At 31.2% G+C, this 12,521-nt stretch carries 10 protein-coding genes, 1 other RNA gene and 1 other annotated feature; of the genes, 2 read left to right on the forward strand and 9 right to left on the reverse strand.

All coding sequences use genetic code 11. The annotated features are described in order from the left end of the window. The first annotated feature begins 330 nt into the window (after positions 1-330). A complete protein-coding gene (locus tag CCC31_RS03885; protein ID WP_022089085.1) occupies positions 331-1,431 on the forward strand; it encodes a prephenate dehydrogenase in 1,101 nt (366 codons plus the stop codon). A 51-nt stretch (positions 1,432-1,482) separates the two neighbouring features. Here CCC31_RS03885 and aroA read toward each other — a convergent pair whose 3' ends face one another. The 6 genes from aroA to pheS all read right to left on the reverse strand — a co-directional run bounded on the left by aroA (position 1,483) and on the right by pheS (position 8,528). After that, positions 1,483-2,769 carry a 3-phosphoshikimate 1-carboxyvinyltransferase gene (gene aroA, locus CCC31_RS03890; protein ID WP_290849804.1) on the reverse strand — a complete coding sequence of 429 codons (1,287 nt, stop codon included), beginning with the start codon at positions 2,767-2,769 and terminating at the stop codon, positions 1,483-1,485. 27 nt (positions 2,770-2,796) lie between these two features. Then, positions 2,797-3,840 carry a tRNA preQ1(34) S-adenosylmethionine ribosyltransferase-isomerase QueA gene (gene queA, locus CCC31_RS03895; protein ID WP_117910201.1) on the reverse strand — a complete coding sequence of 348 codons (1,044 nt, stop codon included), beginning with the start codon at positions 3,838-3,840 and terminating at the stop codon, positions 2,797-2,799. An 11-nt stretch (positions 3,841-3,851) separates the two neighbouring features. Then, positions 3,852-4,304: a D-aminoacyl-tRNA deacylase gene (gene dtd, locus CCC31_RS03900; RefSeq protein WP_022089082.1), complete on the reverse strand. Its 453-nt coding sequence runs from the start codon at positions 4,302-4,304 to the stop codon at positions 3,852-3,854. 249 nt (positions 4,305-4,553) lie between these two features. Beyond that, on the reverse strand, positions 4,554-5,051 hold the full coding sequence (locus CCC31_RS03905) for an HD domain-containing protein (RefSeq protein WP_022089081.1): 498 nt from the start codon (positions 5,049-5,051) through the stop codon (positions 4,554-4,556). A 9-nt stretch (positions 5,052-5,060) separates the two neighbouring features. Further along, positions 5,061-7,478 (reverse strand): phenylalanine--tRNA ligase subunit beta, encoded by a 2,418-nt coding sequence (gene pheT / locus CCC31_RS03910; protein WP_022089080.1) that lies wholly within the window; start codon positions 7,476-7,478, stop codon positions 5,061-5,063. A 30-nt stretch (positions 7,479-7,508) separates the two neighbouring features. Next, positions 7,509-8,528, reverse strand: a complete 1,020-nt coding sequence (gene pheS / locus CCC31_RS03915) for a phenylalanine--tRNA ligase subunit alpha (protein WP_260978764.1) — start codon at positions 8,526-8,528, stop codon at positions 7,509-7,511. A 72-nt stretch (positions 8,529-8,600) separates the two neighbouring features. Further along, positions 8,601-8,828, reverse strand: a binding site (T-box leader). Between the two features lie 262 nt (positions 8,829-9,090). Here pheS and CCC31_RS03920 point away from each other — a divergent pair. Further along, entirely contained in the window at positions 9,091-9,939 is an 849-nt protein-coding gene (locus CCC31_RS03920; RefSeq protein ID WP_022089078.1) for a YihY/virulence factor BrkB family protein, read from the forward strand. Here the strand turns inward: CCC31_RS03920 and CCC31_RS03925 are convergent. The 3 genes from CCC31_RS03925 to CCC31_RS03935 all read right to left on the reverse strand — a co-directional run bounded on the left by CCC31_RS03925 (position 9,929) and on the right by CCC31_RS03935 (position 12,469). Then, entirely contained in the window at positions 9,929-11,341 is a 1,413-nt protein-coding gene (locus CCC31_RS03925) for a SpoIID/LytB domain-containing protein (protein WP_260978763.1), read from the reverse strand. The genes CCC31_RS03920 and CCC31_RS03925 overlap by 11 nt on opposite strands. 102 nt (positions 11,342-11,443) lie before the next feature. Then, positions 11,444-11,651: non-coding RNA, 6S RNA (gene ssrS, locus CCC31_RS03930), on the reverse strand. A 158-nt stretch (positions 11,652-11,809) separates the two neighbouring features. After that, positions 11,810-12,469, reverse strand: a complete 660-nt coding sequence (locus CCC31_RS03935; RefSeq protein ID WP_022089076.1) for a transferase — start codon at positions 12,467-12,469, stop codon at positions 11,810-11,812. Positions 12,470-12,521: the final 52 nt, after the last annotated feature.

Raw genomic sequence — 12,521 nt, forward strand, 5'->3', positions numbered from 1 at the left:
GCCCCTTCCAGTGGTTGGTGGCTTATTTCTTGAAACATTTATAAAAAATAATTTCGTTCACCATTTTTAATATTTAATTAATCCGTTCATTATCATATAATCTATTTTACAAAATTATTATATGATTTACAACATTCCTCTATGTTAAAAAACGTTACAATAAAAATTTGTTTTTTCCTATAAAATGGGTTATAATGCCTTGAATAATTCTTATAATTTTTTATTTAATACATAAAGTTTAAATTTTATATTGAATACCTTGCTTTAAAGTGCTAAACTTTAAAGCGTTAAAGTTGGAAGATTAATTTACGGGAAGAAAGGACTTAAAAAATGAGAAAACTAACATTTGGATTTATTGGAATCGGATTAATTGGTGGTTCTATTGCAAAAGCTATTCGACGTGTTTTACCTGAATCAACAATTATTGTATATAACAGACGTGAATCATCCAGAACATTAGCTTTAAATGATGGTACTGCAAATATTGCAACTGATAAGGTTGATTCAACATTTTCACAATGTGATTATATTTTCTTATGCACTCCTGTTGAAAAAAATGTTGAATACCTAAGTATTTTAAAAAAAATTATAAATGATAACTGTATTATAACAGATGTTGGTAGTGTAAAAACAAATATTCATCAGGCTGTAAATGCCCTTGGTCTTGAAGAACATTTTATCGGCGGACATCCTATGGCCGGTTCTGAGAAAACAGGATATGAAAATGCTAATGACCGACTTGTTGAAAATGCATACTACCCTCTTACTCCTACAAATAAAGTCGAGCAAAAATATGTAGATGAATTAACTAAAATTGTTAAAATGATTGGAGCAATTCCAATTCGTATATCTTATGAAGAACATGATAAAGTTGTTGCAGCAATTAGTCATCTTCCTCATTTGATTGCAGCCAGTCTTGTTAACTTAGTAAAACATAACGACTCAAAGGAAGAGTATATGAAAACTTTAGCTGCCGGAGGATTTAAAGACATAACAAGAATCGCCAGTTCTTCACCTGAAATGTGGGAACAGATTTGTATGACTAACACCAAAAACATCAGCATTATGCTTGACAAATATATTCATGATTTAAAAGATATTAAATCAAGCCTTGATAACAAACGTGGCTCAGACATCAATGCTCTTATTACTGAAAGCCGTGATTACAGAGATAACATTGAAGAACATAACAATTCTATCATACCTAGAAGTTACAGAATTTACTGTAATATTATCGATGAATCAGGTGCAATTGCTACTATTGCAACTATCCTTGCAACAAGTGGCGTCAGCATTAAAAATATCGGAATTGTTCATAATAGGGAATTTGAAGATGGTGTTCTTAAAATTTCTTTCTATGACCAGGATTCAGCTGATAGAGCTGTAGAAATGCTTGAAAGACATAAATATGACATAGTAAAGAGACAATAAATATAACAAAAAGTGTAACAATTAACAAAAATAATTGTTACACTTTTTTATTTAATACAACGAATCAATTATATCAAAGTAATTTTCAAATGTTTTTTTACAGCACATCGGATTTTTTATAGTTATGCCTCCGCAAACTAACCCAATAAGTGTAAATGCCATAGCAACTCTGTGGTCATTAAAAGTTTCTATCTCTCCACTGTTGACTTTTCCCGGTTCAATGCAAATATTAACTTTACCATCCGCTAATTCTTCTCTTGCTTTTATTCCTAAACAATTAAGATTAGTTATTATGGCATTTACTCTATCACACTCCTGCATTTTTATATGTCCTACATTTTTTATTAATGTTTTACTTTTTGCAAATGCAGCTACACACGCCATTGTCAATGCCTGATCAGAAAAATCATTCATATCAATTTCTATTCCTTTGTATTCAGATACATTTGAACCATCAATTATAATCCCTTCATCAGTATCTTTTACAAGGCATCCCATTTTTTTCAAAGCATATAAAAATTTAATATCTCCCTGCATTGAATTTAAATGTAGATTTTTTACCAAAACTTTTTTCTTAAGCATTAATGACATTGCATAGAAATAACATGCTCCTGACATATCAGGTTCTATCTGATATTTTTCTAATCTGAAACTTTGTTTTTCTATATTATATTTATTTTCTTCAGCTTGAACATATTTAATTCCAAATTGCTTAAGCATATTTAAGGTAATTTTTATATATGCACCGTTAACACGTTTTCCTGTTAGTTTTATTTTCAAACCTGTCATAACAGCAGCCATTAATAATGCACTTGCATACTGACTACTTGTATCTGTGTTAATCGAAACTTTTTTCTTGTCTAAACCATTTGAAGAAATAATAAATGGAAAATGACCTTCTTCTTCTAAACAACTAATCTTAACTCCTGCATTTCTTAGCAAATCAATAATTTCACCCATCGGTCTTTTTTTCATTTGTTCTGAAGAATTAAGAGTATATTCTCCTCCTGTAACTGCAAGCATAACCGTTAGGAATCTGGCTGCAGTTCCGGCGCTTCTTACATCTATTGTTGCTTTTCTATTTGGTATTTTCCCTGATGTTCCAACAACCTTTACTCTTTTTTCATTTTCGTCTATAAATAATTGAAATCCCAATTTTTCAAGGCAATCTAAAAATGCTCTGGAATCATCACTAAAAAGTACCCCATCTAAGTTACACTCTCCATCAGACAATGCAGCTAACATTAATGCTCTGTTAGTTATGCTTTTTGAACCCGGCACATTTACAATAATATCTTTATTATTTTCTAATTTCTGTACTATATAAACATCTGTCATTACTAATCCTCATATAAGTTTATGTGTCTATTCTTCTGTTTCATTATCTGTTATAAACATAGCATCTCCAAATGAGAAAAATCTATATTTTTCTTTTACTGCTTCTTCATAAGCTGCCATAATATTTTCCCTTCCTGCAAGTGCTGATACAAGCATTAAAAGTGTTGATTCAGGAAGATGAAAATTAGTTATAAGGCAGTCAATTGCCTTAAATTTATAGCCCGGATAAATAAATATCTCTGTCCAGCCATTTCCTGCCTTAACAATGCCATCTTCACCTGTAACAGATTCTAGTGTTCTACAGCTTGTTGTTCCTACAGCAATAACTCGTCCACCATTTTTACGGCATTCATTAATCTTTTTAGCCTCTTCTTCCTCTACATCATAAAATTCGGAATGCATATGATGTTCTAATACATTTTCTACTTTTACAGGTCTAAATGTACCTAGTCCGACATGAAGAGTTACATTTGCAATTTCAACACCCTTTTCTTTGATTTCATTTAACAATTCTTTTGTAAAATGAAGACCTGCTGTAGGCGCTGCGGCACTACCTTCATACTTTGCATATACTGTCTGATATCTGTTTTTATCTTTTAACTGATGTGTAATATATGGTGGAAGCGGCATCTGTCCTAACTTATCAAGTATTTCTTCAAATATGCCTTCATATTTAAATTGTATTAATCTGTTACCTTCTTCAACAACATCAATAACCTTTCCAACTAAAAGTCCTTCACCAAATGAAATTTCAGTTCCAACTTTGCATTTTTTACCCGGTTTAACTAATGTTTCCCAAACATCATTTTCTTTTCTTTTTAATAATAATACTTCAATCTTCGCATCTGTTCCGACTTTACTTCCAAAAAGTCTGGCAGGAATAACTTTTGTATTATTAATTACAAGACAATCTCCTTTATGCAAATATTTAACAATATCTTTAAATATATGATGTTGTATTTTTCCTGTGTTTTTGTTTAATACCATAAGTCTTGAACTACTTCTGTCCTCAAGTGGGTCCTGAGCTATCAGTTCCTGTGGTAAATCATAATAAAAATCATGTAAATTCATTGTTTTTTCCATTATTTTATAATTTCCTTACTATCTAAAACAATTGTGAATGGTCCATCATTTTCCAGACTAACTTTCATATCTGCGCCAAATATTCCTTTTTCAACAACGCTTATTTCTTTTTTGCATTGTTCTATAATGTATTCATACATTTCATTTGCCATATCTGGTTTTCCCGCATTGATAAAAGAAGGTCTGTTTCCTTTTTTACAATCTGCATACAAAGTAAATTGTGAAATAAGTAAAAGTTCACCTGATACATCTTTTAAACTAATATTTGTTTTTCCATTTTCATCTTCAAAAATTCTTAAGCCAATCATTTTCTTAATCATTTTATCTGCTATTTCCTTTGTATCATTTTCAGATATACCTATAAGTACCATATAGCCTTTATCTATTTTACCTACTACATTTCCATCAACCTTAACTGATGCATGATTTACTCTTTGTATTACAAATTTCATTTTATTCTCCTGTGCAATATGTAATGCCCCTGCCCTTCTGTCAGCGGCTATTCGTCGGAAACATTTATAAAAAATGAACTTCGTTCATTTTGTTTCCTACTATAGCAACAAAGGAAAGGTTGAAATTTTATTCCAACCTTCCCTGTTTAATTTAATCCTACAGATATATGAAAAACTTTGTTCACATACATCCGCACAGACAATGTTCCTTTCTTTATTGGAACTTTGCAAATAATGCATGAATTAAAATTATTTAATTCCAAACATCGTTCTGCATATACGCTTGCCTGATTCTGTCTTAAATACAGCTTCATAAGCAGCCTTTACATTCTGAGACGGCAATCCGTCTTCATACATATTAACTAAAAAATCTGCTTCAACTAAAATCTGGTAATCGCTGTCACATATATCATTATATGTGTGATGATGAGCAACTAAATAACTTACTCTTTCAATGACATCTTTAGGATAACCTAATTCATTTAACATTTTTTCAGCAATTTCAGGTCCAAGTTTTTCCTGTAATTTTCCACTACAGTTTCCTTTTCCATGTACTTCTTCTGCTTTTTTTATTCCAATATCATGAACTAAAGCTGTTGTTTCTAAAGCGAACTGCTCTTTTTCAGGAATATTTTCCATTGTTCCAATGAGTCTACAATATTCAAATACTTTTGTAAAATGCTGTATTCTCTTTGGATTGCCTTCATAATACTCAATCATTTTATTAAAAAGTTCTATATGATCCATTTTTGTCCTTTAACCTCTTAATTCAATACCAAGTTCCTGTAATCCTTTAAGAATCTTGTCCATTGCCTTTGTGATATCAGCTTCTTCAAGTGTTCTGTCACTTGCTCTAAATACAATCTTATATGCAACTGACTTAAATCCTTCTTCAATCTGATTTCCTTCATAAATATCAAACAACTGATAGTTTTCAAGATTCTTTCCGGCACATTTCTCTATTACTTCTTCAATCTGACCTACAAGTATTTCTTTTGGAACTACCATACTAATATCTCTTGTTACAGCAGGATATTTAGCAATTCCTTTATATTTTGTATCAAATGATGCCATTTCAACGATATATGGCATATCAATTACTGCAACATATACTCTGTCTTTAATATTATAGTTATCTAATACTTCAGGATGAACTTCTCCTAAATAACCAACAACTGTATCATTATAAATAACATTTGCCTGACGTCCCGGATGTAAAAATGTCTTTCCTGCTTTAGCATCATATGTTACTTTTTTATCCATTCCAACCTGTGAAAAGAATTCTTCTACAACACCTTTCATTGTAAAGAAATCACCTTCTCCATAAAATCCAAGTGTAAACTGCATTCTTTCATCTGGAAGTTCTGTTACAGGCATTGATTTTGGAAGATAAATATTTCCAAGTTCAAATAACTTAACATTCTTATTTCTTCTATTGAAGTTTGTTGCAAGTGATGTAAGCATTCCATTTAACGATGTAGTTCTCATTACACTAAAATCTTCACCTAATGGATTCATTATAGAAACTGTATTTCTAAGTTCTGAATCTTCAGGTAATAAAAGTTTATCAAATACTTTCTTGCTTTCAAATGAATATGTCATTGCCTGAGAGAATCCACAGAACCGTGCAACTGAACTTGCAATTTTTTCAATCTGTACTTTAAGTGGAATCTTACCTGATGTTGATTCTCCTGACGGAAGTGTCATTGGAATCTTGTCATATCCATAAAATCTTGCGATTTCTTCTGCAATATCACATGTTCTGTATAAATCCTGTCTAAATGTAGGAACTGTAATTAACTGTGTATTATCATCATATTTTAATTCTAATGCAGGGAAGTAACTTAACATTTCCTCTTTTGATAAGTCTGTTCCTAATAACTTGTTAATTTTTTCAGGCTCAAATTTAACTGTATTTTCTTCTTTCTTTTCAGGATAGATATCTACTATTCCGGCAACAACTTCACCTGCTCCAAGTTTTTCTATTAACTGACATGCTCTGTTGATTGCTGCTTCAGCATTATTAGGGTCTAATCCTTTTTCAAATTTTCCTGATGCATCTGTTCTTAAGCCTAAACGTTTTGATGATAAACGGATGTTAGTTCCATCAAAGCATGCTGCCTCAAATACCATATCTTTAACATCATCTGTGATTTTTGAATTTTCTCCACCCATGATTCCTGCTAATCCAATTGCTTTTTCTCCATCACATATCATAAGCATTTCACTATCAAGATTTCTTTCCTGTCCATCAAGTGTTGTAAATGTTTCACCATCATTTGCACGTCTTACAACAATCTGTTTACCTGCAATTGTATCTAAATCGTAAGCATGCATTGGCTGACCAAATTCTTCCATAACATAATTTGTAATGTCTACAAGATTGTTAATTGGTCTGATTCCACAAGCTGCTAAACGTCTCTGCATCCATTTAGGTGATGGTCCAATTTTTACGTTTTTAACTACTTTTGCACAATATCTTGAGCATAAATCAGAATCTTTAACTTCTACTTTAATATATTCGTTAACATCTCCATCTGTTCCAACTGCATGAGTTTCAGGTGCATGGAATGGTTTTCTAAATGTTGCTGCAGCTTCTCTTGCAATACCAATTACACTGTAGCAGTCAACTCTGTTAGATGTAATTTCATATTCAAATACACTGTCATGTAATCCTAATGCTTCTACTGCATCACTTCCTACCTCTGTTCCTTCAGGGAAAATATAAATTCCATTTTCAGGTGCTTCCGGGTACATTTCATTTGTTGAGCCCAATTCTTCTATTGAACACATCATACCAAAACTTTCAACTCCACGAAGTTTTCCTTTTTTGATTTTAATACCACCCGGAGTCTTTGAGCCGTCATGTCCTCCGGCAACTCTTCCTCCATCAAGAACAACTGGTACGATGGCACCTTCAAATACATTCTGTGCTCCGGTAACAATCTGTACTGTTTCTTTTCCAACATTAACCTGACAGACAACAAGTTTATCTGCATCAGGATGCTTTTCAATTTTTTCTATTTTACCTACAACAATTTTATCAAGGTCAGCATCTAATCTTTCAAATCCTTCTACCTTTGTACCTGACAAAGTCATTGCATCCATATATTCCTGATCTGTACAATCCAAATCATCAACATATGCTTTAATCCAAGATAATGGTGTATTCATGATTAATTCTTCCTTTCTCTATAAACAAAATTAGAACTGTGATAAGAAACGATCATCATTTTCATATAACAATCTCATATCATCGATTTCATATTTTAATAATGCGATTCTTTCCAAACCAACGCCGAAAGCAAATCCAGTATATTCTTCAGGATCAATTCCACTCATTTCTAATACATGAGGATGAACCATACCACATCCTAAAATTTCAATCCATCCTTCACCTTTACAGAATCTGCATCCTTTTCCTCCACATTTAAAGCATGTAACGTCCATTTCAGCACTTGGCTCTGTGAATGGGAAATGATGAGGTCTGAATTTAACCTTTGTATCTGCTCCAAATAATTCTTTTGCAAATTCCTGTAATGTTCCTTTTAAGTCAGCAAATGTAACATTCTTATCTATTACAAGTCCTTCTACCTGATGGAAAGATGGTGAATGTGTTGCATCTACTTCATCTGAACGGAAAACTCTTCCCGGTGAAATAATTCTGATAGGAGGTTTCTCATTTTCCATTACATGCACCTGAACTGATGATGTCTGAGTTCTTAAAACCATATTTCTGTTTATGTAGAAAGTATCCTGTTCATCTTTAGCCGGATGGTTTGCCGGAATATTTAAAGCTTCAAAGTTATAGTAATCATATTCAACTTCCGGACCTTCAACAACTTCATATCCAAGTCCTACGAAAATCTTTTCTAATTCTTCTAATGCAACTGTATTTGGATGTAAATGACCAATCTTATTTTTCTTTGCAGGAAGTGTAACATCAATTACTTCTGCCTTTAATTTAGCCTCTCTTGCTTTAGCTGCCAAATTATTTTTTACTTCTTCCATTTTTTCTTCGATGGCTGTTCTTGTTTCATTTACCATCTGTCCAACCTTAGGTCTGTCTTCAGGAGCAACATCCTTCATTCCTTTAAGTACTTCTGTTAACTGACCTTTTTTACCTAAATAAGCAACTCTAATTTCATTTAACTTATCTAAGTTTTCTGATTCTAAGATTTTAGAAACAGCTTCTTCTCTGATTGCTTTTAACTTTTCCTTCATTATTTATTTTTCCTTTCACTTATTTTCGGATACTATTTAAAATATTTTTTTGCATAAAAAAAGTACCCTTGATTAAGGGACGGAAATATCCGCGGTACCACCCTAGTTCCTGATTAAAATAATCAAGCTCTCTATATGCTTAACGCGCATAAACGTCATTCATTACTAAGAAAATTCCGTTTACAAATGCAGCTCCAGTGGGAAATTCAAATTGCAGCGTAACCTAAAAAATCTCTCAGCCGATGAATCTTTCTCTCTTAAAGAATACTGCAACTTTACTTACACTATCATTGCCTTTAACTTTAGTAATTCTAACACACATAAAATTTAGTGTCAACACGCTAATTAGGCATTATTTAACTCATTTTGCAGCAATAACCATTCTGCTGTTGTTACTCTGTTCATTATTAGTTTTCGTCTTTCTTGTTTCATTAAACAAAAAATGTTATAATAAATATGTTTTCCTTAAATTACTAAAGGAATTATTTAAATACAAAAAGAATATAATTATTTATTAGAAGTAATATCATTTTCTTCTATTTAAAATGAAAAGGGTATATTTATGAAAAAAATAGAAAATAAATTTATCAACACTATCATGGATTTTGTTAATGCAATTGGTAAAGACAAGGTTGGTGTATATAGTGCTCAGGCCTCTTTCTTTATTATGCTTTCAATTTTTCCATTTGCTATGTTGATTTTAAATATGATTGGGCTTACTCCAATCACTGAAGACTACATAGTTAATTTTGCAAATTCTTATTTACCTGATAGCGTTAAGCCTCTTATTATTCAAATAATAAACGAGATGTATTCAAATGTATCCGGTACTGTTATTTCCATTACAGCTATTGTCGCTATATGGTCTGCGTCAAAAGGTGTATTATCTGTTATGTTTGGTATATATAATATTTATAATGTGCATTCATCAAGGAACTATTTTATATCACGATTTATCTCTATGATATATACTGTTTTCTTTGTAATTGCCATGGTTGTCACATTAGTACTTTTAGTATTTGGAAACAAACTGTTTAAACTTGCAATTTCAATTGTTCCGCCTTTGATAAATGTTTCTGTTTTATATACAATAACAAGTTACTCGGCAGTTTTTATAATATTAACACTATTCTTTCTAATAATATTCAAGGTTGCAAATTTAAAGTTAGCTAAATTCAGGAAAATATTACCTGGAGCTGTATTCAGTTCTCTTGGATGGATTTTGTTTTCATTTGCATTTTCAATTTATGTAGATAATTTTTCTAATATGACATATATGTATGGCAGCTTAACCGCAGTTATAATTATGATGTTTTGGATTTACTTTTGTATTTACATTTTATTTATCGGAGCAGAAATAAATGTTTATTTTTATCCTGAAATTTCAAAAAAAACAGCAATTAACCAATAACGGCAATTGCTGTTTTTTTATAAAAAAATTCAATTATATCTTCGTAACTATAGCCGGAAAGTGCAAGTTCTTTGCAACCATTCTGACTCATTCCGCAACCGTGTCCAAATCCTCCACCATATATTTTAATCCCCCACCATTTTCCATTCCTATAAATGTTTTCAATTGAAAAAAAACTACTAGGAAGCATTGACATATTACTCCTTATATCACCATCATTAAGCTTTATCCCTAAGCCATATGGATTAAGTGCTTTTCTTATATTAATTTGGTTGCTTATGCTAATCTGCTTATTTTTTCCGTACACGGTAATATTAGAAACTATACCTCCTGCACCTCTATTATTAATTTCTATTTTGCTAATTTTTCCTATATCGTATCCTATATAATTATTTACAACATATCTTAAATGAGACTTAGACATTTTTACATTCCATCTATAGAACGGATATTTATTTTCTAAATCCGTTTTAGATTTCTTTTTTATATAAGTATCAAAATCTGCCTGCGTTTCTGCTTCTTCTAAATTTTGTTTTACATGAACGCTTTCCAGATATTTTTGTTTTTTTGTTCCCCAAATTTTATAATCTGTAGTATACCCACATGATGTAGAAAAGAAATAAGTGTTTATTAAATTATCATTATAAGTAACTACTTCGCCTTTTGTTTGTGCTACCGCATCTTTTATTTTATTATCAGGCTCAACTATATTGTATACCTGATACGCTGTACTATCATCTCCAAAAGCATTATATTCCTTATATTTTTCATTATTAATTCTTTTTGCAATATATGTTCTTGCACAAACAGCCTGGGCTTTTAATGCTTCATTTGGATATGAGTTATTTAATTCACTTGATACAACAGCCGCTACATAGTCTTCAATTCCCACTTCATTTACTACAACAATTCCATTTTCTGTCTTATATAAATATATATCTCCTTTGTAACCGTTAATTTTTCCATTTCTTTTTATCGAGTTAATATGAATTTTTTTCTTATTATTTGAAATCTTTATTATACTACTTCCATTAAAATATTCTGACCCACATGAAATTATTTTATCTTCATTTACAATTTCTGAATTTTGAAAGTCTTTTCCATAATTAATATTTATTTTTTCTTTTTTCTTTATTTCTATATTATTGTGATAAATCGAACTAAAATCACTATTCATAAGAACTATTCTTACATTATTCAATTCCATATTTATAATTTTTTCAGTCTGATTTTTTTCTTCATTTGCTTTGCTTTCATCATCATATATAATTTTATTAACTATGATATCCTGACCATATGTTTTTAACTGATTGATTTTTATAAGTACATCCTGACACTTAATTGTATATGCACAAAAAGTAACTATAAGTATTGTAGATAAAGCAAAAATTATCTTTTTCATTTTTTGCACCCAGCCTTTCAAATACGACTTACAGCTTTATATCTAAATTTACTATTACATAAGAAAGGCACAGCAAAAATGCTGTGCCAACTTATCTTTTGATTTATACTCGAAATGCCGTCCTTGCCTTTTGAGTCCTAGCTTGCGCCAGGTGGGCAACCGCATTCACACTTCTGCCTTCCACTAGCTAGCCACCTGTACTATGTACTGACGGCATATATGAGGCCTGACATCCATGCAAAGATATAGGAATCCCGTCTCGATAAATGTAGGTTCAAAATATACAAGTCTACGAGCATTCCAAGGAAACAAACACAATCAATGACTGTGTTGTTTGTAATATTATTATAGAATATATTATTCTTTTTATCAATGGAAAATACTGACTATTTATTATTTTCACAAAACTTTAACATTATAATTTGCATTTCCACTTGAAGATTGTCGTATAACAATCTATTTTTTACCTTATCTTTTTTCTACTATTTCTCCCTGCTTTTTGTAGATTGAATTGGCTTTAACTACGCCTCTAACACTTGATAAAGGATAGATATTTACATTTCTTCCAATGACTGTTCCCGGATTTAGGACTGAACCACATCCTACTTCTACGTAATCTCCAAGCATTGCTCCAAATTTCTTTAAACCTGTTTCAATCTTTTCTTCTCCATCTTTAACCACAACTAATGTTTTGTCTGATTTTACATTTGAAGTAATTGATCCGGCTCCCATATGCGAATGCGTTCCTAAAATACTATCTCCAACATAATTATAGTGTGGGACCTGAACAGTATTGAATAATACAACATTTTTTAATTCTGTAGAATTACCAACAACACAATCTTTTCCAACAATAACTTTTCCACGGATAAATGCCCCAGGTCTTACTTCTGTACCTTCATCAATTATCAATGGTCCGTTTAATGTTGCTGTTTTTGCTATTGTTACATCTTTAGCAATCCATATATCTTCCTGTGGATGGTCAAATTTATCTTTCGGCAAAGTCTTACCTAATTCAATTATAAAATCACCTATATTAGCTAATACTTCCCATGGATATTCTACCCCATCAAATAATTTAGCTGCAATTGTTTCGTTTAAATCATATAAATCTTTTATTTTGTACATTCTAGCACCTCTCTTTGTGAATTATTTTTCTTTCACTATTTAAAGAAAAACT

Source organism: Eubacterium sp. LMAG:50 (assembly GCF_008680265.1).
GTDB classification, from domain to species: domain Bacteria; phylum Bacillota; class Clostridia; order Lachnospirales; family Lachnospiraceae; genus Eubacterium_U; species Eubacterium_U album.

Excerpts from the sequence above, each read along its gene's own strand:
- CCC31_RS03885 (WP_022089085.1), top strand. The coding sequence starts at position 331 with ATGAGAAAACTAACATTTGGATTTATTGGAATCGGATTAATTGGTGGT.
- aroA (WP_290849804.1), bottom strand. The coding sequence starts at position 2,769 with ATGACAGATGTTTATATAGTACAGAAATTAGAAAATAATAAAGATATT.
- queA (WP_117910201.1), bottom strand. The coding sequence starts at position 3,840 with ATGAATTTACATGATTTTTATTATGATTTACCACAGGAACTGATAGCT.
- dtd (WP_022089082.1), bottom strand. The coding sequence starts at position 4,304 with ATGAAATTTGTAATACAAAGAGTAAATCATGCATCAGTTAAGGTTGAT.
- CCC31_RS03905 (WP_022089081.1), bottom strand. The coding sequence starts at position 5,051 with ATGGATCATATAGAACTTTTTAATAAAATGATTGAGTATTATGAAGGC.
- pheT (WP_022089080.1), bottom strand. The coding sequence starts at position 7,478 with ATGAATACACCATTATCTTGGATTAAAGCATATGTTGATGATTTGGAT.
- pheS (WP_260978764.1), bottom strand. The coding sequence starts at position 8,528 with ATGAAGGAAAAGTTAAAAGCAATCAGAGAAGAAGCTGTTTCTAAAATC.
- CCC31_RS03920 (WP_022089078.1), top strand. The coding sequence starts at position 9,091 with ATGAAAAAAATAGAAAATAAATTTATCAACACTATCATGGATTTTGTT.
- CCC31_RS03925 (WP_260978763.1), bottom strand. The coding sequence starts at position 11,341 with ATGAAAAAGATAATTTTTGCTTTATCTACAATACTTATAGTTACTTTT.
- CCC31_RS03935 (WP_022089076.1), bottom strand. The coding sequence starts at position 12,469 with ATGTACAAAATAAAAGATTTATATGATTTAAACGAAACAATTGCAGCT.